Raw genomic sequence first — 21,557 nt, forward strand, 5'->3', positions numbered from 1 at the left:
TAAAAAACGTTGAAATGCATAAAAGTCAGTATCTAATATTCTCCATCATATTTATTCTTTTCTTTCCTGTGATTATTAATGCGCAGGAAAATACAATGCACCCAAAAAATGAATTTAGAGGTGTCTGGATTGCCACCGTTGTAAATATCGACTGGCCAAAAACAAGCGTTGATAATGTAGAAAAAGAAAAAGCTGATTATCTGGAAATTTTAGAAACTTATAAAAAATTAAATTACAATGCCGTAATCGTTCAGGTTAGAAGTGTTGGAGATGCCATTTATCCTTCTGAATTGGCACCCTGGTCACGTTTTTTAACCGGAAAAGAAGGTTTAGCACCAAACCCATATTACGATACATTAGCCTGGATGATCGAGCAGGCACATGCCAAAGGTTTTGAGTTTCATGCCTGGCTGAATCCTTATCGCGCTACTTTTGATTTGAATAAAAATATTTTAAGTCCGGGACACGATCTTTTTAAACATCCCGAATGGATGATTGAATATGGAGGAAAATATTATTATGACCCTGCTTTACCAGAAGTTCAGGAACATTTAACAAAAGTCGTAAAAGAAGTAGTAGATAAATATGACATCGATGCCATTCATTTTGATGATTATTTCTATCCGTACACTGTTCCGGGGAAAGTTTTTAACGATACCGCTTCATACAAAAAATACGGAGCCGGATTAAGCCTTTCAGACTGGCGCCGTGCCAATGTGAGCAATTTTGTACACACCATTTCAACCACTATAAAAGCAAGTAAACCGTGGGTTCAGTTCGGAATTAGTCCTTTTGGAGTTTGGCGTAATAAATCAGTCGATCCAAGAGGTTCTGAAACACAATCAACATCAAATTATGACGATTTATATGCTGATCCGGTTTTATGGATGGATCAAAAATGGATCGATTATATTTTACCTCAACTCTATTGGAGCATGAATAATCCTCGTGCTTCTTACTCAAAATTAGTAAAATGGTGGTCTGAAAACTCAAACAACACAGCCATTTATATCGGACATGCATCTTACAAAATCAGAGGTGATGGTGACAAAAGCTGGAACTTCATGAATGAAATTCCAAGTCAGATTGATTTTGCAAGAAGTTTCAAAAACGTTTCCGGAAGTGCTTATTTCAGCTCAAAATGGTTCATGGGTAAAAATTTAGATGTAGTTCGTCATTTAGAAGAAAACCAATACAAATACCCGGCGCTTCCTGCGGCAGTTCCAAATTTAAAACATGTTATTATTGATACTCCTCAAGTACTTGAATATACCAAAGACAGTATAAAATACACCTTTACAATCAAAAGTCCTCTGAATACAAATGTTCGCTATATGGTGATTTACGGAGGTGAGCATGTTTCAAAAATCAACATTAACGACGCTACAAAAATTGTGGATAAAGTAACCGTAAAAGAAATTGACGGAAAAATCACTTTCTCAGTTGCAGGAGGAAAACTTAACCTATTTAAAGCTTGTGCAGTAACATTTATTGATTACTATGCAAACGAAAGTACACCAACAGCAATAGATCTAAAAAAACCATTCAAAAACTATATACCAGCCCAACCAAATGAAAATAGATAATAAACCTTGGTTTTGGATTCCGTTTCTAAACTTTGCATCTGGATTGCCGTATGCCATAATTATATCGGTTTCGGTAATTATGTACAAAAATCTGGGAATTTCAAATGAGGATATTGGTATTTATACCAGTTTATTATATCTCCCTTGGGTAGTAAAACCGCTATGGAGTCCGCTTATTGAAATAATCGGAACCAAAAGAAAATGGTTTTTATCCATGCAGCTAATTATTTCTATAGCCTTTCTGTTAGTTGGATTCACCATTCCAACAAGTGGCTTTTTTATGATGTCTTTGGCTATATTTTGGGTAGCTGCTTTTGCTTCAGCTTCAAATGATATTGCCACTGATGGTTTCTATTTATTGGTTTTACCAGAAGACCAACAATCTTTCTTTATTGGTATCAGAAGTACTTTCTACCGACTTTCTATGCTTGCCGGAAACGGATTAGTGGTACTTTTTGCCGGATATTTAGAACACAAATATGGTGACAACACTAAAGCCTGGTCTTATACTATGATTTTTGTTGGTTTATTGATGACTTTCATTACAGCTTACAATTTTATTTTTACGCCAAAGAATGAGGTTAATGTCGTAAAAAGCAAAGAAGAAACAGCTCACCAGAACTTCGGAACTATATTTATCAGTTTCTTCAAGAAAAAACAAATCGGATTAATTCTGGCTTTTATTTTGGTTTTTCGATTAGGAGAATCACAATTACTAAAAATGTTAAGTCCTTTTTTACTTGATAAAAGAGAATTAGGAGGAATGGGATTAGATACAGAAGCCGTTGGAATCATTTATGGAACATTAGGTATTCTAGCTTTAACAATTGGCGGTATTTTAGGCGGAATTGCAATTTCTAAACATGGACTAACCAAATGGATGCTTCCAATGTTTTTAGCAATGCATCTCCCAATACTTGGTTTTATTGGCTTAGCTCATTTTCAGCCACAGGAATTATTCCATCTTCATATAAATTTATATTTTTTTGAAATAAATTCTCCATTAAATCTTTATACTTGTATTACAGTTGTTTTAGAACAGTTTGGATATGGTTTTGGATTTACCGGTTTCATGATGTATTTAATTCATGTTGCCGAAGGCGAATCAAAAACAGCGCATTATGCACTTGCAACTGGTTTTATGGCATTAGGAATGATGCTTCCGGGAATGTTAAGTGGTTTTATACAACAATATTTAGGCTATCAAAACTTCTTTGTTTGGGTTTTGATTGCCACAATTCCTGGTCTTATTTTATCACGTTTTTTAACTTTCCCGAAAGATTTTGGGAAAAAATCAGAAGAAGTTTAAACCCCAAATCAAACTTTTACCTATGGAAATCAATGAAAATTTGCAAGCCGAACGCAACTTGAAAGGAGCTGAATTCGAAAAAAGCGGAAATCCTGAAAAAGCAATTGAATTATATGAGGAAAATGTCAAGGAAGGCTTTAAAGGAAATCATCCTTACGATAGATTGGCAACAATCTACAAAAACCAAAATGACATTGAGAATGAAATTCGTGTTTTAGAAAAAGCCATTATTGTCTATGAAGAAATTACGCTTGTAGACAGAATTGAAGGTCTGCCAAAACTTTTCCGTTTCAAAAACCGATTAGAAAAAGCACTTGAGACCAAAAAACAATTAGCTAAGCAGAAAAAGGCAAAATTAAAATAAGTGAATTAAAAGAAGCTTAATTTTCTTTAACCATTAAGAGATTAAGTTATTTAAGCCAAGCTTTATGAACTTCATATCTTAATGGTAAAAAAGTAGAAATGAGTAATTTAAAACGTACAAATTCAGACGATATTGACTTTATAAATCTGGTTGCTTTATTAGATAAAGATCTGGCAATTAGAGACGGGGAAGATCATGCTTTTTACAATCAGTTCAATAAAACTGATAAAATAAAACATACGATCGTTTATTATGAAAATGGTATTCCAGTTGGCTGCGGCGCTTTTCGAGAAAAAGAAAGTGGTACAACTGAAATCAAACGAATGTATGTTCATCCTGATTTTCGCAATAAAGGAATTGCATCAAAAGTTCTGGCCGAATTAGAAATCTGGGCCAAAGAAGTGGGTTATACTTATACTATTTTGGAAACCGGCAAAAACCAGCCCGAGGCCATCAACTTATATCAAAAATTAAATTATACTATCATTCCAAATTATCCGCCTTACGAGGAAATGGACAATAGTGTCTGTATGAAAAAGACTTTATAATAATGAAAACCACAGCCGAAGCATTAAGACAAAGGATAGGGCAATTTTTCTTCCCAGCCGTTTTTATTAACGATACCGAAGAAAATATTCAGGAAACTGAACGCCTTATTAAAGAACATAATATTGGCGGACTAACCTTTTTTCATAGTCGCGCCAGTGCTGCAACCAATTACGAAAGCAAGAAAAAAGTTATTTTTAATGATGACAGCTACGAAAAAATCAAAGCGCTGATTGTTCGTTATCAAAAAGCAGCTTCCACCCCTCTTTTAATCAGTATTGACGCAGAATGGGGTTTAGCCATGCGTATTGAAAAAACACCACAATATCCGTATGCAATTACACTTGGAGCTTTACCTGAAAACAAATCTGATTTAGTTTTTGAAGTTGGAAAACAAATCGGTTTAGATTTAAAAGCAGCCGGAATTCAGTATAATTTATCGCCTTTGGCAGATATCAACAATAATCCAAATAATCCGGTTATTGGTTATCGTTCTTTTGGCGAAAACAAAGAAAAAGTAGCCGATTATTCAATTCAATATTTAAAAGGAATGTCGGAAGTTGGCGTTTTAGGCTGTCTGAAACATTTTCCCGGACACGGAAATACTAATGTTGATTCGCATTTAGGATTGCCGGTTTTAAAAGAAACTCTTGAAGAATTATTAGAAAACGAATTATATCCTTTTATAAAAGGAATAGAAAACAATGTCGATTCTATTATGATCGGACACTTGGCTGTTCCAAGTTTAAACGATGGGAAAGATACCTCAGCAACTTTATCAAAAGCAGTTATTCAGGATCTATTGCGTGATAAATTAGGTTACGACGGATTGGTAATTTCTGACGCATTAAATATGCACAGTGTTTCTAAATTGTATGATACTAAAGGTCAACTGGAATGGGAAGCTTTCAATGCAGGAAATGATGTTTTATGCTTTGCCGAAAATGTTCCCGAAGGAATCGAAGCCATCTTTAAAAATGCTTCGCCAGACCGTATTTTCGAAAGCTATAACCGAATTATGAAAGCTAAAGAAAAAGCTGGATTATTTTCGAATGAAACTTTTACTTCAGGCGAATTAAATTTTGAAAATGCTTCTAAATTAAACCTTGAAATCGCACAAAATTGCATCACAAAAATCATTGATAACGGAATTTCAGATTTAGCTTTTGAAGCTCAGAAAAACAACAATCTAGCCAAGCTGAGCTTATATAAAAATACCAAAAATACATTTTTTAAAACTTTAAGGGCTGAATTACCTTCACCGGAATTTACTTTTGAAAATTTAGAAGTTTCGGATATTTCATCCATTAAAAAAGAATTAGAAAATTTTGAAACCATTATTATTTCATTATTTGTTCCAAAGGCAAAACCAATGAACAATTTCGAAATGGATAATGAAGTTTTAGAGTTGCTTTCAAGTTTACTTCAAACCAAAAAATGCATTGTTTACGTTTTCGGAAATCCGTATGTTTTACCAATTATTCCAAATCTTAAAAAGGCTTCAGGATTAGTTCAGGCATATCAGGATTTTGAAGAATTTCAGAAATCGGCAGGAATTCAATTTTTAGAAAAAAATAGTTTTAACGGAGTTTTACCAGTAAATATTGATATTCAATAAGTTAAAAAGTTAAATAGCCAAAATTTATCAACTTATAAATTTTTATAATCACATCTTATTGTAAGTACCTGTACTTATGCCCTACTTTTGCATCAAATAAATTTTTAACGTAAAACGAATATTATGTCTTTAGTAGGAAAAAAATTCCCAAGTATTGCAGTAGATGCTATCTCAGAAATGGGTGACAATTTAAAAATCAACATTTTTGAAGAAGCGGTAAACAACAATAAAAAAGTACTTTTATTTTGGTACCCAAAAGATTTTACTTTTGTATGTCCAACTGAATTACACGCCTTTCAAGCTGCATTACCAGAATTCGAAAAAAGAAATACTATCGTAATTGGTGCTTCTTGCGATACTAATGAAGTTCACTTTGCTTGGTTAAACACACCAAAAAACAATGGTGGAATTGAAGGCGTAACTTACCCAATCTTAGCGGATACAAACCGTAACTTATCTAACATTTTAGGAATTTTAGATATTGATTCTACAGAATACAGCGAAGAAACGGATTCAGTTATCATCGAAGGTTCAAATGTAACTTTCAGAGCTACGTACCTAATTGACGAAACTGGAAAAATCTTCCACGAAAGTGTAAACGATATGCCATTAGGACGTAACGTAAACGAATATTTAAGAATGGTTGACGCTTACACGCACATCCAGACTAAAGGTGAAGTTTGTCCTGCAAACTGGGAAGCTGGTAAAGAAGCAATGTCTGCTGACAGACTAAGTACTGCTGAATACTTAAGCGCTAACTAAGCTGCTAAGATACTAAGGTTCTAAGTTGCTAAGTTTTTTAACTTAACTTTTGAATCTTACATACAATTCTACAATAAAAGTCAAGAGATTCTAAGATTAAACTTAGATCTTAGAATCTCAACGACTTAAAAAAACCTATCAAATAAATCCACACAAAGTTATTCGGTTCGAGAGCAAAAGCTTAGCATCTTAGAACCTTAGCAACTTAGTGTCTTAAAAATAAAAATTATGTTAATCGACTTAAACGAAGATACGTTAGCAGATTTAGTTGCTAAAAACGAAAAAGTAGTAGTACAATATTCAGCTTCATGGTGTGGAAATTGCCGTATTATGAAACCAAAATTCAAAAAATTAGCCACAGAAAATGAAGCTATCACTTTTGTTTTGGTTGATGCAGAAAATTCTCCTGAATCAAGAAAACTTGCTAATGTGAGCAACTTGCCAACATTCGCAACTTTTGTAAACGGACAATTAGTTGGCGAAACACAAACTAACAAACAAGAAGTTTTAATCGACTTGGTAAACGCTATTGCGTAATTAGATTATGAGACTTGCTTAGATTTTTAGACTACTTAGATATTTCTAAAAATTTGAAAAAGTCTAAAATGTCTAAGTAGTCTAACAATCTAAAAATCTAGAAAATGAAATTACCAGTAATAAAGCATTTAACACAGTTTATCGAAGAAAACGATCAGGATTATATCATAGAAACGATCGAAGTTTTGGAAGCCATGACTGAAATCTCTTCTCTTAAAGATGAAGAATTAGACGTAATCGGCGAATTGATTTCAAATATGTACGGTGCACTTGAAGTACAAAAATTGGTAGCACAGGGAACAGATAAAAAAGAAGCTCTTAATACGTTTATGAAGCGTGTTTTAGGCTCTATCGATAAATAAATCGACCTCTTTTTCAAATAAAAAACAAAAAAACATGACTGAGAAAGCGTTTCTATTTTAGGGACGCTTTTTTTTTATTGTTACAGATGGTACGCGGATGACACGGATTCACTTCGTGAAGTCGCGGATCTAAACGGATTTTTTCATTTTATTATTTTGTAAAAAAAAATCCGTGTAGATCCGCGTTTTTGCGTAAGCAAATCCGTGTCATCCGTGTGCCATTCGTCGTAAACCAAGATAAAAACTCACCTTCTTAATCTCTCCTTAAACCCATAACAAATACTTTTAGATTCAAATATTAATCCTTACTTTTGAGCCTCATTAATTTTAATCAAAAATCATGGCATCTATCACATTAGGAGGAAATCCAGTACATACATCAGGCGAATTACCAGCAGTTGGATCACAATTAGCTGATTTTAAATTAATTCAAAACGACTTATCAGTTGCTTCATTAAGTAATTTTGCTGGTAAAAAACTAGTTTTAAACATTTTTCCAAGTGTTGACACAGGAACTTGTGCTACATCTGTCAGAACTTTTAATGCAAATGCAAGCGGACTAGAAAACACGACTGTTTTATGTATTTCCAGAGATTTGCCTTTTGCTCAAAAACGTTTTTGTGGTGCTGAAGGATTAGAAAACGTGGTAAACTTATCAGATTTTCAGACTGGTGCTTTTGGAAAAGCAAACGGTTTAGAAATTGTAGACGGACCATTAGCTGGTTTACATTCAAGAGCAATCATTGTAGTCGATGCAAACGGAAAAATCACTCATACAGAACAAGTTGCAGAAATTGCAAACGAACCAAATTACGAAGCAGCTTTAGCAGCACTATAATACCCTTACATGGAATTTCAAAAAGACAATACATTTGTTACAGGCCGTTTAAAAAGCATGACTTATGCTTTTAACGGTGCTGTAAAACTGATTACAACAGAACATAGCATCATGGTTCAATTTTCATTGGGCATCCTGATGACTATTGCCGGGTTTTATTTTCACATCTCACAAACCGAATGGCTTTGTCAAACATTAGCTATAGGTTTAGTTTTAAGTATTGAAGGATTAAACACAGCGGTTGAAAAGATTGCTGACTTTATCCATCCGGATTACAGTAAACGAATCGGATTTATTAAAGATATTGCTGCCGGAGCGGTATTTTTTGCCGCAATGACTGCAATAGCAATTGGCTTAATTATCTATCTCCCAAAATTTATATAGGCAAGAAACGCAAGAATGGCAAAAAGTAAAAAAGAAACTGTAGACAAAAAAACCGAATCAAAAATTGAGAGCGTTAGGTCCTTCACATTATCCAGACAACAAAAATTTGTTTTAGGATGCCTTTTAGTCCTCTTTTCGATTGCATTATTAGTTGCATTTATTTCGTTTTATGTTAACGGGCAATGGCAAACAGACCAAAGTGCCGTAAGTCAGCTTGATGATCGTACTGAAGTAGTACAAAACTGGCTTGGTAAATTTGGTGCTTTCCTTGCTGATCTCATTGTTTACAGAGGTTTCGGAATTGCTTCTTTTATTTTTGTCCGTTTATTTTTCTTAACCGGATTATTCCTTGCATTAGAACTTTCGACCAAAAAATTAAAAAACACCTGGTTTTGGGATTTATTTGCCATAATAATTGTTTCTGTTCTGTTTGGTTTTTTCGCTACCTCAGCACCCGAACTAGGAGGAACAATTGGTTACGAACTAAATCTTTTTCTTCAGGACTATATTGGAAAAACAGGAACATTATTAACCCTGCTTTTTGGACTAATCGTTTACCTCATCTTCAAAATTAAACTGTCTCCTGAAAAAATTCAGTCTTATTTTGACTCAACAAAGAAAGAGTTCAAATCCGAATTAAATTCCATCAAACCCACTCCGCAACAACCGGAAAGTGCTTATAATCTGGAAGAGTTTGCTATTGAAGAAGATCCTGAAGTAGATAACATTCATTTAAAAACAGTAGATTCTCAATTCGAAATCAACAAAGAGGCTTTAAAACCAACCATTTCACATTCATCAGAAATTGATTTGAATCCGGTTTTAAAACCCGTACAAATGAATGTAAATCCAGTTGTAGAAACTGCTGCAGTTCATACAGAAGAATTTGTTATTGAAAAAGCTGAAGAAGAAGATATTATTGAAGAAAATCTGGCTTCAAGATTAGTTGCTGATTTTGGTTTATTTGACCCAACTTTAGATTTATCGAATTATAAATTCCCAACCATCGATTTATTAAAAGAATATTCGACTGGTGGAATTACCATTAATCAGGAAGAATTAGAAGAAAATAAAAACAAGATTGTAGATACACTTCGTAACTACAAAATTGAAATTGCACAGATTAAAGCGACCGTTGGCCCATCTGTAACTTTATATGAAATTGTTCCGGAAGCCGGAATCAGAATTTCTAAAATTAAGAGCTTAGAGGATGATATCGCCCTGTCTTTATCTGCCTTAGGAATTCGTATTATTGCACCAATTCCAGGAAAAGGAACTATCGGTATTGAGGTTCCGAACAAAAACCCAACTATGGTTTCGATGAAAAGCGTTATTGGATCAGCTAAATTTCAGGAAGCTGAAATGGAACTTCCAATTGCCCTTGGAAAAACCATATCCAATGAGACTTTTGTTGTCGATTTAGCCAAAATGCCACACTTATTGATGGCCGGGGCAACTGGACAAGGAAAATCGGTTGGATTAAATGCTGTTTTGACTTCACTTTTATACAAAAAACATCCTGCCGAAGTAAAATTCGTTTTAGTAGACCCTAAAAAAGTAGAGCTTACACTTTTTAATAAAATCGAAAGACATTACTTAGCAAAACTTCCAGATACGGAAGATGCAATTATTACCGATAATGCAAAAGTGGTTAACACGTTAAACTCACTCTGTGTTGAAATGGACAATCGTTATTCTTTATTAAAAGATGCGATGGTTCGTAACATAAAAGAATACAATGATAAATTTAAAGCAAGAAAATTAAATCCGGAAGCTGGTCACCGATTTTTACCTTACATCGTTTTGGTTGTCGATGAGTTCGCCGATTTGATTATGACTGCCGGAAAAGAAGTTGAAATTCCTATTGCCCGTCTGGCTCAGTTGGCCCGTGCAATTGGTATACATTTAATTATTGCCACTCAAAGACCTTCTGTAAACGTTATTACAGGTTTAATCAAAGCCAATTTCCCTGCTAGAATCGCGTTTAGAGTAACTTCAAAAATTGACTCGAGAACTATTCTTGACACACAAGGTGCAGACCAATTAATTGGTCGGGGAGATTTATTATATACAAACGGAAACGATGTAACACGTGTTCAGTGTGCCTTTATTGACACCCCTGAAGTAGAAAAAATTACAGATTTTATTGGTGGACAAAAAGCGTATGCCACAGCTTATTTACTTCCTGAGTTCGTTGGAGAAGAAACTGGCATCAATCTTGATATGGATATTTCCGAAAGAGACACCTTATTTAGAGAAGCTGCTGAAATAATTGTCAATGCGCAGCAAGGCTCTGCTTCATTATTGCAAAGAAAATTAAAACTAGGTTATAACAGAGCCGGCCGATTGATAGATCAATTGGAAGCAGCCGGAATTGTTGGTCCATTTGAAGGCAGTAAAGCAAGAAGCGTGAACATTTTAGACTTAAGTGCTCTTGATCAGTTTTTTAATAATGAACAAAATTAACCCCATCATGAAAAAGAAAATTCAGGAAATCAGCAACAATTCTATCACTAACAGGACTAAAAAGTATTTTCAAATGGCAATTATAATGCTTTTGAGCTTCACTTCTATTCAGGCACAGGATAAAAAAGCCAAAGATTTATTGAACGAAGTTACTTCCAAAATAAAAAGTTACGACAACATTGTAATTGATTTTAAATACTCTTTGAATAACGCCAAAGAAAATATTAATCAGGACAGTAAAGGAAATGTAACTATGAAAGGAAATCAATATGTATTGAATTTTATGGGCGTTACAAAAATATTTGACGGTCAAAAAACATACACTATTAATCCAGAAGACGAAGAAGTTACTGTTTCTAAAGTAAATGAAAAAGATGATAATGCTATCACACCTTCAAAGATGCTTACATTCTTTAATTCTGGCTATAAATACAATATGGATATCGTTCAGAATGTAAAAGGAAGAAAAATTCAGTACATCAAACTAGTCCCTACGAGTGGAAAAGATCAAAGAAAAGAAATTCTTTTAGGTATTGACGTTCAGACTAAACACATCTATAATTTGATTGAAACTGGAAAAAACGGAACAAAAACAACTTTAACCGTTAATTCTTTTAAAACCAATCAGCCTTTATCAAAAAATCAATTTACCTTTGTTGCTAGCAAATACCCAAAATATTACATCAACAAACTAGACTAATTACAAGGTTGAAAATTTTAGACAAATACTTACTAAAAACATTTCTGATTACATTTACTACGGTATTTGTAATCCTTTTTTTTATATTCATTCTACAAACAGTCTGGCTCTTTATCTCTGAACTTGCAGGTAAAGATCTGGATTTGATATTGATTGTAAAATTCCTGTTGTTCTCAATGCCCCGAATTATTCCGTTAGTTTTACCACTTTCGGTTTTACTGGCTTCGATTATGACATTTGGAAATCTAGCTGAGAATTATGAATTTGCAGCGATGAAATCTTCCGGAATATCGCTTCAAAGAGCCATGCGTATTCTGATTGTTTTTATATGTGTACTAAGTATTGTGGCCTTTTGGTTTGCCAACAATGTAATTCCGTATGCAGAATACAAATTCGTTAACTTCCGAAAAAATATCGCTCAGGCAAAACCAGCAATGGCAATTGCAGAGGGTCAATTTAACGATGTGGGAACTTACAATATTAAAGTAAATAAAAAGTCTGGTGAAAACGGAAACATCTTAACTGGTGTTACGATTCATGAGAAATCAAATAATATTGGAGAAAACAAAACCGTTATTAAAGCGAAAGACGGTAAACTTATAAGCAATGAAAAATCCAGTATCTTAAAACTGGTTTTGAATGATGGTTATTACTATCAGGATGTTACACCAAAAAAATATGAGGATCGCGCCAAACTTCCGTTTGTAAAAGCCGCCTTCAAAAAACAGATTATCAATATTGATCTTTCTGAATTGAATAAAGTTGACGAAGACAAAGAAAGCATAAATAGCACAAACGGTATGCTAAATGTTAACGAATTACGATACACTTTAGATTCTTTAAATAAAAATCTAAACAACGAAATTTTATCTTTTTCAGAAAACATAAATCAGCGAGTTGGAATTAAAACCTCTCCAATCGAATTAAAAACAGACAAAAAGAAAAAACCTTTACCTGGTAATCTTTTATCATTGTACACCAACAAGCAAAAGGCAGACATTTTAAGAATGGCCGGCAGCAATGTGACCAGCAATGTATATTCGATTGAAACGACTCAGAAAGACTTAAAAGACAAACAAAGAGAAATCAATAAACATTTAAGCGCATTATACGAAAAGTTTGTGATCGCTTTCGCCTGTTTCTTAATGTTCTTTATTGGCGCTCCCCTAGGCGCAATTATTCGCAAAGGCGGACTAGGTTTACCAATTGTGTTTGCCGTTTTAATTTTTATTACTTTTCATTTCATCAATACTTTTGGAAAAAGATTATCGCAAGAAGGCGGAATGACTCCGTTTATGGGATCATGGATGTCTTCTTTTATTTTGTCTCCACTAGCAATATTACTAACCTATCGTGCAACAAATGATAACGGGTTAATAAACTTTGATGCCATTACAACACCTATTTCGCAATTATTTCAAAAAATTTCTGAGCGGTTTTTTCCAGCTCAAAAGCAACAATAATTATGTCAACAACAAAAATACAACTGAATACCATTGAAGAAGCTATAGAAGATATTCGTCAAGGTAAAGTAATCATTGTAGTCGATGATGAAGATCGTGAAAATGAGGGTGATTTTTTAGCTGCAGCTGAAAAAGTAACTCCGGAAATGATCAATTTTATGGCCACACACGGGCGTGGTTTAATCTGCACTCCTCTTACCGAAAGCCGTTGCAAAGAACTTGATTTACGCGCTATGGTAACCAACAACACAGATCATATGGAAACTGCTTTTACTGTTTCTATAGATTTAAAAGGTAACGGAGTTACTACAGGAATATCTGCAGCAGATCGTTCTAAAACAGTTGAAGCTTTAGTAGATCCTAATACAAAACCTCATGATTTAGCACGTCCCGGACATATTTTTCCACTGATTGCAAAACAAGGAGGCGTGTTAAGAAGAACCGGACATACAGAAGCTGCAATTGATTTTGCCCGATTAGCAGGATTTAAGCCTGCCGGAGTAATTTGTGAAATCTTAAATGAAGATGGAACAATGTCTCGTTTACCGGAACTTATTAAAGTTGCTAAGAAATTTGACTTAAAATTAGTTTCAATTGAAGATTTGGTTGCCTACAGAATGCAGCACGATAGTTTAATTGTAAAAAAAGAAGATTTTGATATCGAAACTCGTTTTGGAACTTTTAGACTAAGAGCTTACGAGCAAACAACAAATAAGCAAATTCATATTGCTCTAACTAAAGGAACATGGAATTTAGGAGAGCCTATTTTAACCCGAATTCATTCTTCGCAGGTTAACAATGATTTGCTAGGCACATTGACTAATAATGCTGAACAGCAATTAGACGATATGTTTAAAGTAATTAATGAAAACGGAAAAGGCGCTGTTATCTTTATTAATCAGGATATGACGGCTGTAAACCTTTTAAACAGAATTTCTGAGCTTAAAACTTTACAAGCTAAAGGAACTTTAAAAGCTCCAAAAGTTATTATTGACAGCAAAGATTACGGAATTGGAGCTCAGATTCTTCATGACATTGATATTTCTAAAATTAGACTGGTTTCAAACACCGAACAAACAAAACGTGTTGGAATGATCGGATATGGCCTTGAAATCACTGAATACGTTAGTTACTAATTTATGGGAACATTAGAAGAAAGAATTCAGAAATCTGAAACACGTATTTTTAAAGCCGTTTTTCCTAGCACAACTAATCATTATGACACTTTATTTGGAGGAACAGCTTTGCAATTGATGGACGAAGTATCGTTTATTTGTGCTACTCGTTTCAGCCGAAAAAAGGTAGTAACCATTTCGACAGGTCAAATTGATTTTAGAAAATCGATTCCTGCCGGAACTTTAATCGAATTAGTGGCAAAAGTGGTAAGCGTTGGAAGAACAAGCTGCAAAATTCATGTAGATATTTTCATGGAACAAATGTATTCAGAGCTTCGGGAATCAGTAGTTTCAGGAACTTTTTCGTTTGTAGCCGTTGATGAAAACAAAAAATCTGTGCCAATTTTAGACCATTTGGAATAAAATCTCAAAAAAACCTTTTTCGGAAACACTGATAATTAAATACTTAAAAATTAATTTAAAAAAGTTTCCGAAAAAATTTTTATAATTGGAAAAGCGCACTATATTTGCACTCGCAATCACAAAATGATAGCAACATACTGGAGAAATGGCAGAGCGGTCGAATGCGGCAGTCTTGAAAACTGTTGACTGTAACAGGTCCGGGGGTTCGAATCCCTCTTTCTCCGCAGAACCTTGAAACCCTCAACTAACGTTGAGGGTTTTCTTTTTTTTATCATATTATTTTCTTTGTAAAATAATTTCAAAAAAGCTTTCATAATCAAAAAAACACCTTATATTTGCACTCGCAATCAGAAAACGATAGCGACATACTGGAGAAATGGCAGAGCGGTCGAATGCGGCAGTCTTGAAAACTGTTGACTGTAACAGGTCCGGGGGTTCGAATCCCTCTTTCTCCGCTAAACACAAAACCCTCAACAAATGTTGAGGGTTTTCTTTTTTATTTATATCCCGGTTTATCTTTTTATTAAGCAGGCTTTAAATTATCACCATCTTTAAAATGCAGCCTTCTAAAAACCAATCCTGATAAAATCGTCAGAAATCCTACCACCAAAAATGTATACCTGAAAGCATTATGAATTTCGTCATGAATGAGTTTTACATCGCCCTGAAAAATTTTTAGAACAAGCAAGCCAAAAGCTATTCCAAAGCCAATAGCCAACTGCTGATTTACCGAAATTAGCGAATTACCACTACTGGTATGATATTGCCTTAAATCGGCTATAGAAATCGAATTCATCGAAGTAAATTGTATAGAGTTAAAAAAGCCTAATATTGCGATTATAGGAACATACCAATAAATAGAAGTATGAATAGAAGGTATCGCCAAACAGCAGATCAAAATACCAATTATAAAAGTATTCACCATTAAAGTTTTGCGGTATCCAAACTTGTTCAGAATACCAATCACTGCTGATTTACCAAACATTGCCGTCAGAGCCATTGGAGCCACAATCCATCCCGAAACAACAGCAGATTGCCCATAAGCAATCTGAATCATCATTGGGAGCAATAACGGAATAGCACTAATACCTAAACGTGTAGCCATATTACCCACAATACCCACCCTAAATGTTCTCACCTGAAATAGATTTAAAGGAAAAATAGGATTATTATCTCTTGATGCATATCGATAATACAGATACAACATTAAAAAACCTGACATTAGCACCACTAAAACCGGTGAAACCCGTACCGTATTTCCAAACAGCTCCAAAGAAATAGACAATAAAAGTGAGGCTGCAGCAAATATGAAAAAGCCTTTTAAATCAAAATCAATTATTTTAGATTTATAATTAGGCATATATTTTAGACTCAAAAGAACTCCGATCAAACCAAACGGAATATTTATCAGAAAAATCCAATGCCAGGACAAATAATCAACCATATAACCCCCTACCAACGGACCTAAAACCGGACCTATTAAAGCAGGAATAATAGCAAAATTCATCGCTTTAAGTATTTCGTTTTTCGGAAATGTTTTTATGAGCGCCAATTTTCCAACCGGCGTCATCAAACTTCCTCCCACACCCTGAACAATTCGAGCTAAAACTAAATGCATTAAATTTTGAGAAAGCGCACAAAATAAAGACCCCACACTAAATAATACTAAGGCAAAAATAAGGACATTTTTTGTTCCAAATTTATCCGATAAAAAACCGCTCACCGGCATAAATAACGCCAAAGTTAAAACATAACTAATAATCGCATTTTGCATATCGAGCGGAGATTCGCCCAAATCTTTTGCAATAGAAGGCAGCGAAGTATTCAGAATTGTCGAATCCAGCATCTGCATAAAAATAGAAGTCGCTAAAATAATAGGTAATACCTTTTTTATTCCTTTCTTGTTTTGCTCTGTGGTTACTGTCATCAGATTTACTTTTAGGCTTAGATATCTTTATTGACTATTCTATTCGGGAACTATTTAACATATAACCTCTTATTATTCCCTAAAAATTAAAGATACAAAAAAAGCCTCGACAACAGAAAGCTTTTATTCTTTGACCTATTTATTACAAAACTTTATTGATTTTAATTATGGAGTTACTTATAAAAGAATGATCCGTCGTTAAAAATGACAAGATTATAATAATAAAACAGACATATTTTCGCCCTAAATATTAAATTTTCACAAATCTTTGAAAAAATCTCCCAGCGTAATTTTATGAATATCCAAAACTTTAATCAAAGTCTTCAAAGTCATATTCTTGCCTGATTCTATACGCCAGTATTGAACTCTGTTTAAATCATTTTCAAAAGCAAAAGTTTCATAACTCGTATAACCTTTCGACAACCTGATTTCTTTCAGTTTTTTAGAAATCTGATTAATTTTCAAATCTATATTATCTAAATTTTCCATAGAACGGAAAATTCCAAAAAATACCGCATATAATTTACCGCATTTATTATACAATTTACTATCTTTGCGAAGATTTTTCTTATAAAAAACAAGCTTTTCTGTGACATTTGATATTTAGATTTCCACAATTAATAAAAAAATCAGCTTTATGAAAACCTTAAAAGACAGACAAGATTGGAAAGTCGCATCAGAAATCGAATTGATTTACAAAATCAAAGTAAAAGCCTCACAGCGGCCTCATATTACCTCTTCTAGCGCTGCATACAAAGTAGCAATGGAAGCTTGGAATATGAATAAAATAGATTTTTTTGAGCAGTTTAAGATTCTTCTTCTCAATCAGTCTAATAAAGTATTGGGTGTTTATGAAGTGGCTTCCGGTGGAATATCCGGGACTTCTGTAGATCTTAGATTATTATTTGCCGCAGCGCTCAAAGCAAATGCTTCAGCCCTTATCATGATTCACAATCATCCTTCCGGCAAAACACTACCTTCTGCAGCCGATAAAATAATTACAATAAAAGCCAGACAAGCTGGTAATATTTTAAACATCGATGTAATAGATCATTTGATTATTACATCAGAAAGTTATTACTCTTTTGCCGATAGAGGCGATTTATGAGTGATCCTGATTATTTTCAATTTAGTCTTTTATTTCTTTAATAAAAAGTACCTAAAAATACTTTATTACTTTTAGAACTAGTAAAAAATAGTGGTCCTTAGAAAGTCATTCTATATCTCTTCAACCACTATTTTATATCAAATTTTGTAATATTCTGGCGTTTTTATCTTATTTCTTAGCCCTTAGAAAAGCTTTGTAGTCGTTAAAATCTTTGTCTTCTTTATCGATTGCTTTCTTGTTTTGCTCTGTAGTTAGCGTCATAACATTTACTTTTAGGCTTAAATATCTTTATTAAATACTCAAAACTAGTTCCATATTACAATTACTCATTCTTCTAAACCAAAACTAAAAGAATATACTTTTACAAGAAAAAACTAATTCTTTTACACAGCATCGTTCAATCACAAAACCTTTACATCATCGTATTAATACGAATACTGGCTTTTATAAGTGCCAGAGCAGATATTTTTGAAATATGAATATCTTTTGGCTGATGATGCGAATTCTGACTGACCAATTTTACATATTCCTGCCCTTGCTCCGATTTTTGAACATATTTTACAGTGATATATTCTTCCCAATCATTTAGCTTCACACTTAAAAGATACATTTCACCAAAAAAGATATTTTCAAATTCTGTTTCCTTATACAGAATAATATCTCCAGATTTTAACAATGGATACATACTGTCTCCTGTCACAGATATTGCCCCATCACATTTTGGCAAGTTCGGAATTTTTATGGTATCCAGAATTCTCTGCGGTTCTCCACTGCTAAACAATTCTCTCAACCCCGCAACAGCTTCCAAATCATACAATGGTATTTCCTGACTAGCATGTAGCGAATCGACTGTTTTTCTATCATTATCCATTATTACTAAGCTTGTATTTTCTTCTTTAATCATTGATCCATTTCCCGTTAATAGCCACTCCGAATTTAAGTCTGGATAGTAGTGTAATATTTTACACGCTTTATCTGTCCCCATATTACTACTATTATCCAAAAACTTATTAGAAAATCCTAAATCATTACAGAACTTATACTTAGTAATCCCTTTGTAATCAAGGTATTCCCGAACCCTTTCCGTTGATCCCATAAAAAGATGTATTATTTTACGTTAAAAATTTGTTTTAATGTATTATTTTACATTATATTTGCAAAGTAAAGAAAAATAAAATTGAAAAACAATAGGTTAAACCAGAAAATATTGAAAAAAGACAAATTAAACCAATCCGAAATAAAACACAAATAATTGATATACAACAATATCATAAAGCATAAACTTAAAAAGAAAAATACTACCCTAAAATATAAAAAGAATGGAAAATACTACGAGTTTAAAAATAGTCATTCATAAAAAATCTGAAAACAGGAAATATCATCAAAACTTTAATCCGCATTAAAATGGGAACAAATCAAATCAAAGAAAAAATTCGGGAACTGGAAAACTGGCTGATTGAAAATCCAAACAGTCCGGAGAGAAACTTAATAGAATCTGATGTTAAAAAATTACGAACCTTAATAGATAAAAATCATGAGTAAAAATCAAATCGAAGCAAGAATTTCACAATTGTATCTGGCACTTCAATATTGTTCTGAAAGATCAAAAACTTTTACGCCCGGAGAAAGAATCTGCATTAACCAGGAACGTTTTCAATGGATGCATATTCTGGAAGATGAAACCGCATCACCACGTCCGGTTTCGCAAATCATTGAAAACAAATTAAAAGAAGTCTGGAGACTTGCTGATCACTATAATTTTAAACCTTATTATGGTGATCCTTTTAAAGAGGAAATCTTATTGTATATCTAAAACTATTATAATCTAAAAGCCAATTACTATGAACACGCCATTAACAAACTCAATCAACCCAACTATGGATTTGTCGCAATTTTCTGCCCAGCAATTAAAAGAAGCTTTAAACCGAATTGAAAATAAAAAAAATGAAGAAAGAGATGCTTACAAAAAACTGGTCGCCGAAACGATTCCGAAAGCACTTTCGAGATTACATGAAACTTCAGAAATGATGAGAAATGCTAAAACAGAAACTTTTCAATTGTTTGAAACTATTCTGGATTTAAAAAATCAGGTTTATGGTTTTAAAGAAAAACAGATGTCACATACTTTTTCTAATGATAAAGAGGAAATCACGATTGGATATCGCATTAATGAGGGCTGGGACGATACTGTAACTATTGGAATCGAAAAAGTACAAAACTATATTTCTTCTCTTTCTACGAGTAGAGAAACAGCAGCACTGGTTAAAATCGTTTTTAATCTACTAAAAAAAGATGCTAAAGGAAATTTAAAAGGTTCGCGCGTTCTGGAACTTCAGAAATTAACAAAAGAGTTTAATAATGAGGAATTTACAGATGGTGTAGAAATTATTGCTTCTTCTTTTAAACCTATCCGCTCAAGCTGGTTTATTGAGGCAAACAAAATTGACGAAAATGGTGTAAGAACCAATATTCCATTGTCTATGTCCTCTGTAGATTTTTTGCAAGGATATGCCTTTAATTTCTTTAATCAGCAAAACGAACAAAGTCATGCAGCCTAGTAACGACATCTACACATCGGCACTTTTAGTAATTTTATTAATCGCAACCAATCTGAAACCTATTCTTATGTTTCATGAATGGCTAAATTTTAAAATAAACACAACGTACAAACAATATAGAAACGAACTCAAAAACAAAGTTAAAAACAGATCACAAAATTCTTTTTTAAACAATTAACTTCATCCAAATACCACAAATTACTACACTTCATTCTTTTCACCATTTTAATCATTTTATCTATGTCAATCTCAAGCCAAAGAAGTCTCGGAATTCAAAAAAACAAATTACTTAGATATAAACTTATAAAAGATTTATATCAAAAACACAAAACGGAAGATATTCCAACTACGGTCGTTTGGCGTAAATATATCTATCCTGTTTATCCTATCTCAAGAACTACACTTTACGAAATCCTGTGTACTCCTATTACAATCGAATTGAAAAAAATCGAGGAATTGAGCCAAAAAATGGCTTCATAATTGCATCCAATAAATTAGCTGAAATTGCTTTTCTGTACAAGTCTGTAAAAACTTCGAACATTGGTGTTCACACACCTTGCATTGACTTTTTTAAAGCAAATAAAGCCCACATCTTTGCTCTCTCAACTAGATTCATTTATAAAAAACTGAATCAAGAATCATCTAAATTGATTTAAAAATTATAGTATTAAAAATACGTTCTTTTGACATTTTAATCAAATAAAAAGCCTGTAACAATTTATTTTACAGGCTTTTTATTCTAAACAAAATTCGTTTTTTGATCTTAAAATATTTTTTAAACGTACTGCCTCTTTTTAGCTTTGTCTTTATAAAAGCTTCTCTTTAACATCTTTCAAAGTGAATCAAGAAAGTTTCATTTTTTCTGATTTCACGATTTGTAACAACTTCTCCATTTGTAAAAATTAATACAATCCATTTACAAAAAACAACATTCTAATTTCCTAAATCCATAAACTCATTTATGGAAAAAAGTCTCTCCATCTTAAATCCTAAATTAAAATGACTATTTCTCAAATCATTGAAAAAATACAGGAACTAGAATCCTGGCTGATTAAAAATCCTAACAGCGCTGAAAGAAGCCTAATTGAATATGATCTGAAAAAATTACGAACTATTCTACAACTGCGAAAACATGAATAAACACTAAATTAAGAAACGTATTGTACAACTTTATGTTGCACTTCAGTTTTGCTCAGAAAAAATTAAAACGTTTACTGCCGGAGAACGAATCTGCATTAATCAGGAACGCTTTTTTGGATAATCCAGAAGCTGAACTGCGCCCTGTTTCATTAGATCTTGAAAATAAAATAAAGCATGTCTCCCGACTTGTAGTGAAATATCGTTTTACGCCCTATTATGAAGATCCTTTTATGGAAGAAAAATTGACTTCTGTTGCAAAAAGTGAATTACAATTAGATCAAAAGACCAATTAAAGCTTTTCAAAATAACCCAAAAAACACTATAAATCAATGTTACCAAACCATGACCTTT

Annotated in this window: 25 protein-coding genes and 2 tRNA genes; 24 read left to right on the top strand and 3 right to left on the bottom strand. The window is 33.2% G+C overall.

Annotated elements, in window-relative coordinates; genetic code table 11:
- The first annotated feature begins 14 nt into the window (after positions 1–14).
- The 17 genes from OLM51_RS17580 (at position 15) to OLM51_RS17660 (ending at position 14,928) form a co-directional block, all read left to right on the top strand.
- The gene (locus tag OLM51_RS17580) at positions 15–1,586 is read left to right on the top strand and encodes a glycoside hydrolase family 10 protein (RefSeq protein ID WP_264551900.1); all 1,572 of its coding nucleotides are present in this window, start codon (positions 15–17) and stop codon (positions 1,584–1,586) included.
- Positions 1,573–2,895, top strand: coding sequence for an MFS transporter (locus tag OLM51_RS17585; RefSeq protein ID WP_264551901.1), 1,323 nt, complete (start codon positions 1,573–1,575; stop codon positions 2,893–2,895). The genes OLM51_RS17580 and OLM51_RS17585 overlap by 14 nt, the downstream gene beginning before the upstream one ends.
- Before the next feature lie 22 nt (positions 2,896–2,917).
- Positions 2,918–3,259 carry a hypothetical protein gene (locus OLM51_RS17590; RefSeq protein WP_264551902.1) on the top strand — a complete coding sequence of 114 codons (342 nt, stop codon included), beginning with the start codon at positions 2,918–2,920 and terminating at the stop codon, positions 3,257–3,259.
- 98 nt (positions 3,260–3,357) lie between these two features.
- The gene (locus tag OLM51_RS17595) at positions 3,358–3,807 is read left to right on the top strand and encodes a GNAT family N-acetyltransferase (protein WP_264551903.1); all 450 of its coding nucleotides are present in this window, start codon (positions 3,358–3,360) and stop codon (positions 3,805–3,807) included.
- 2 nt (positions 3,808–3,809) lie between these two features.
- The gene (locus tag OLM51_RS17600) at positions 3,810–5,423 is read left to right on the top strand and encodes a glycoside hydrolase family 3 protein (protein ID WP_264551904.1); all 1,614 of its coding nucleotides are present in this window, start codon (positions 3,810–3,812) and stop codon (positions 5,421–5,423) included.
- A 123-nt stretch (positions 5,424–5,546) separates the two neighbouring features.
- A complete protein-coding gene (locus OLM51_RS17605) occupies positions 5,547–6,185 on the top strand; it encodes a peroxiredoxin (RefSeq protein WP_035649265.1) in 639 nt (212 codons plus the stop codon).
- Positions 6,186–6,413: 228 nt separating this feature from the next.
- Entirely contained in the window at positions 6,414–6,722 is a 309-nt protein-coding gene (locus OLM51_RS17610) for a thioredoxin family protein (RefSeq protein ID WP_007805605.1), read from the top strand.
- 104 nt (positions 6,723–6,826) lie between these two features.
- Positions 6,827–7,084 carry a DUF6952 family protein gene (locus OLM51_RS17615; protein ID WP_035684509.1) on the top strand — a complete coding sequence of 86 codons (258 nt, stop codon included), beginning with the start codon at positions 6,827–6,829 and terminating at the stop codon, positions 7,082–7,084.
- A gap of 340 nt (positions 7,085–7,424) precedes the next feature.
- Complete coding sequence (gene tpx / locus OLM51_RS17620) at positions 7,425–7,922, top strand: thiol peroxidase (protein ID WP_264551905.1); 498 nt, start codon at positions 7,425–7,427, stop codon at positions 7,920–7,922.
- Positions 7,923–7,931: 9 nt separating this feature from the next.
- Positions 7,932–8,306 (top strand): diacylglycerol kinase family protein, encoded by a 375-nt coding sequence (locus tag OLM51_RS17625; protein ID WP_264551906.1) that lies wholly within the window; start codon positions 7,932–7,934, stop codon positions 8,304–8,306.
- A 15-nt stretch (positions 8,307–8,321) separates the two neighbouring features.
- A complete protein-coding gene (locus OLM51_RS17630; RefSeq protein ID WP_264551907.1) occupies positions 8,322–10,772 on the top strand; it encodes a DNA translocase FtsK in 2,451 nt (816 codons plus the stop codon).
- Positions 10,773–10,779: 7 nt separating this feature from the next.
- The gene (locus tag OLM51_RS17635) at positions 10,780–11,472 is read left to right on the top strand and encodes a LolA family protein (RefSeq protein ID WP_264551908.1); all 693 of its coding nucleotides are present in this window, start codon (positions 10,780–10,782) and stop codon (positions 11,470–11,472) included.
- An 8-nt stretch (positions 11,473–11,480) separates the two neighbouring features.
- The gene (locus OLM51_RS17640; RefSeq protein ID WP_264551909.1) at positions 11,481–12,935 is read left to right on the top strand and encodes an LptF/LptG family permease; all 1,455 of its coding nucleotides are present in this window, start codon (positions 11,481–11,483) and stop codon (positions 12,933–12,935) included.
- 2 nt (positions 12,936–12,937) lie between these two features.
- Positions 12,938–14,071: a 3,4-dihydroxy-2-butanone-4-phosphate synthase gene (ribB, locus tag OLM51_RS17645; protein WP_264551910.1), complete on the top strand. Its 1,134-nt coding sequence runs from the start codon at positions 12,938–12,940 to the stop codon at positions 14,069–14,071.
- A gap of 3 nt (positions 14,072–14,074) precedes the next feature.
- Positions 14,075–14,473, top strand: coding sequence for an acyl-CoA thioesterase (locus tag OLM51_RS17650; protein ID WP_264551911.1), 399 nt, complete (start codon positions 14,075–14,077; stop codon positions 14,471–14,473).
- 139 nt (positions 14,474–14,612) lie between these two features.
- Positions 14,613–14,697 (top strand) — tRNA-Ser (locus OLM51_RS17655).
- 146 nt (positions 14,698–14,843) lie between these two features.
- Positions 14,844–14,928: transfer RNA gene (locus tag OLM51_RS17660), tRNA-Ser, on the top strand.
- A 68-nt stretch (positions 14,929–14,996) separates the two neighbouring features.
- On the opposite strand, the gene OLM51_RS17665 is transcribed toward OLM51_RS17660, so the two are convergent.
- Entirely contained in the window at positions 14,997–16,400 is a 1,404-nt protein-coding gene (locus OLM51_RS17665; protein ID WP_264551912.1) for an MFS transporter, read from the bottom strand.
- A 258-nt stretch (positions 16,401–16,658) separates the two neighbouring features.
- Positions 16,659–16,889, bottom strand: coding sequence for a helix-turn-helix domain-containing protein (locus OLM51_RS17670; protein WP_264551913.1), 231 nt, complete (start codon positions 16,887–16,889; stop codon positions 16,659–16,661).
- 148 nt (positions 16,890–17,037) lie between these two features.
- Between OLM51_RS17670 and OLM51_RS17675 the strand changes: the two genes are divergently transcribed.
- A complete protein-coding gene (locus OLM51_RS17675; protein ID WP_264551914.1) occupies positions 17,038–17,508 on the top strand; it encodes a JAB domain-containing protein in 471 nt (156 codons plus the stop codon).
- A gap of 412 nt (positions 17,509–17,920) precedes the next feature.
- On the opposite strand, the gene OLM51_RS17680 is transcribed toward OLM51_RS17675, so the two are convergent.
- Positions 17,921–18,604 carry a helix-turn-helix transcriptional regulator gene (locus tag OLM51_RS17680; RefSeq protein WP_264551915.1) on the bottom strand — a complete coding sequence of 228 codons (684 nt, stop codon included), beginning with the start codon at positions 18,602–18,604 and terminating at the stop codon, positions 17,921–17,923.
- A gap of 308 nt (positions 18,605–18,912) precedes the next feature.
- Between OLM51_RS17680 and OLM51_RS17685 the strand changes: the two genes are divergently transcribed.
- From OLM51_RS17685 to OLM51_RS17710, 6 genes are all read left to right on the top strand, one after another.
- Positions 18,913–19,050 carry a hypothetical protein gene (locus OLM51_RS17685; protein ID WP_264551916.1) on the top strand — a complete coding sequence of 46 codons (138 nt, stop codon included), beginning with the start codon at positions 18,913–18,915 and terminating at the stop codon, positions 19,048–19,050.
- Positions 19,043–19,321, top strand: a complete 279-nt coding sequence (locus OLM51_RS17690) for a hypothetical protein (protein ID WP_264551917.1) — start codon at positions 19,043–19,045, stop codon at positions 19,319–19,321. Before OLM51_RS17685 ends, OLM51_RS17690 begins: the two co-directional genes overlap by 8 nt.
- A gap of 28 nt (positions 19,322–19,349) precedes the next feature.
- Positions 19,350–20,066 carry a DUF3164 family protein gene (locus OLM51_RS17695; RefSeq protein ID WP_264551918.1) on the top strand — a complete coding sequence of 239 codons (717 nt, stop codon included), beginning with the start codon at positions 19,350–19,352 and terminating at the stop codon, positions 20,064–20,066.
- Positions 20,067–20,306: 240 nt separating this feature from the next.
- Positions 20,307–20,546 carry a hypothetical protein gene (locus OLM51_RS17700; RefSeq protein WP_264551919.1) on the top strand — a complete coding sequence of 80 codons (240 nt, stop codon included), beginning with the start codon at positions 20,307–20,309 and terminating at the stop codon, positions 20,544–20,546.
- A gap of 519 nt (positions 20,547–21,065) precedes the next feature.
- Positions 21,066–21,206, top strand: a complete 141-nt coding sequence (locus OLM51_RS17705; RefSeq protein WP_264551920.1) for a hypothetical protein — start codon at positions 21,066–21,068, stop codon at positions 21,204–21,206.
- Positions 21,207–21,238: 32 nt separating this feature from the next.
- Positions 21,239–21,499: a hypothetical protein gene (locus OLM51_RS17710; RefSeq protein WP_264551921.1), complete on the top strand. Its 261-nt coding sequence runs from the start codon at positions 21,239–21,241 to the stop codon at positions 21,497–21,499.
- The last annotated feature ends 58 nt before the right edge of the window (positions 21,500–21,557 follow it).

Origin of the sequence: Flavobacterium sp. N2038, assembly GCF_025947185.1 — a bacterium.
In the GTDB taxonomy this organism is placed as follows: Bacteria; Bacteroidota; Bacteroidia; order Flavobacteriales; family Flavobacteriaceae; genus Flavobacterium.

Coding starts and splice junctions, on each gene's coding strand:
- OLM51_RS17580 (WP_264551900.1), top strand. CDS start 15: ATGCATAAAAGTCAGTATCTAATATTCTCCATCATATTTATTCTTTTC.
- OLM51_RS17585 (WP_264551901.1), top strand. CDS start 1,573: ATGAAAATAGATAATAAACCTTGGTTTTGGATTCCGTTTCTAAACTTT.
- OLM51_RS17590 (WP_264551902.1), top strand. CDS start 2,918: ATGGAAATCAATGAAAATTTGCAAGCCGAACGCAACTTGAAAGGAGCT.
- OLM51_RS17595 (WP_264551903.1), top strand. CDS start 3,358: ATGAGTAATTTAAAACGTACAAATTCAGACGATATTGACTTTATAAAT.
- OLM51_RS17600 (WP_264551904.1), top strand. CDS start 3,810: ATGAAAACCACAGCCGAAGCATTAAGACAAAGGATAGGGCAATTTTTC.
- OLM51_RS17605 (WP_035649265.1), top strand. CDS start 5,547: ATGTCTTTAGTAGGAAAAAAATTCCCAAGTATTGCAGTAGATGCTATC.
- OLM51_RS17610 (WP_007805605.1), top strand. CDS start 6,414: ATGTTAATCGACTTAAACGAAGATACGTTAGCAGATTTAGTTGCTAAA.
- OLM51_RS17615 (WP_035684509.1), top strand. CDS start 6,827: ATGAAATTACCAGTAATAAAGCATTTAACACAGTTTATCGAAGAAAAC.
- tpx (WP_264551905.1), top strand. CDS start 7,425: ATGGCATCTATCACATTAGGAGGAAATCCAGTACATACATCAGGCGAA.
- OLM51_RS17625 (WP_264551906.1), top strand. CDS start 7,932: ATGGAATTTCAAAAAGACAATACATTTGTTACAGGCCGTTTAAAAAGC.
- OLM51_RS17630 (WP_264551907.1), top strand. CDS start 8,322: ATGGCAAAAAGTAAAAAAGAAACTGTAGACAAAAAAACCGAATCAAAA.
- OLM51_RS17635 (WP_264551908.1), top strand. CDS start 10,780: ATGAAAAAGAAAATTCAGGAAATCAGCAACAATTCTATCACTAACAGG.
- ribB (WP_264551910.1), top strand. CDS start 12,938: ATGTCAACAACAAAAATACAACTGAATACCATTGAAGAAGCTATAGAA.
- OLM51_RS17650 (WP_264551911.1), top strand. CDS start 14,075: ATGGGAACATTAGAAGAAAGAATTCAGAAATCTGAAACACGTATTTTT.
- OLM51_RS17665 (WP_264551912.1), bottom strand. CDS start 16,400: ATGACAGTAACCACAGAGCAAAACAAGAAAGGAATAAAAAAGGTATTA.
- OLM51_RS17670 (WP_264551913.1), bottom strand. CDS start 16,889: ATGGAAAATTTAGATAATATAGATTTGAAAATTAATCAGATTTCTAAA.
- OLM51_RS17675 (WP_264551914.1), top strand. CDS start 17,038: ATGAAAACCTTAAAAGACAGACAAGATTGGAAAGTCGCATCAGAAATC.
- OLM51_RS17680 (WP_264551915.1), bottom strand. CDS start 18,604: ATGGGATCAACGGAAAGGGTTCGGGAATACCTTGATTACAAAGGGATT.
- OLM51_RS17685 (WP_264551916.1), top strand. CDS start 18,913: ATGGGAACAAATCAAATCAAAGAAAAAATTCGGGAACTGGAAAACTGG.
- OLM51_RS17690 (WP_264551917.1), top strand. CDS start 19,043: ATGAGTAAAAATCAAATCGAAGCAAGAATTTCACAATTGTATCTGGCA.
- OLM51_RS17695 (WP_264551918.1), top strand. CDS start 19,350: ATGAACACGCCATTAACAAACTCAATCAACCCAACTATGGATTTGTCG.
- OLM51_RS17700 (WP_264551919.1), top strand. CDS start 20,307: ATGTCAATCTCAAGCCAAAGAAGTCTCGGAATTCAAAAAAACAAATTA.
- OLM51_RS17705 (WP_264551920.1), top strand. CDS start 21,066: ATGACTATTTCTCAAATCATTGAAAAAATACAGGAACTAGAATCCTGG.
- OLM51_RS17710 (WP_264551921.1), top strand. CDS start 21,239: ATGTTGCACTTCAGTTTTGCTCAGAAAAAATTAAAACGTTTACTGCCG.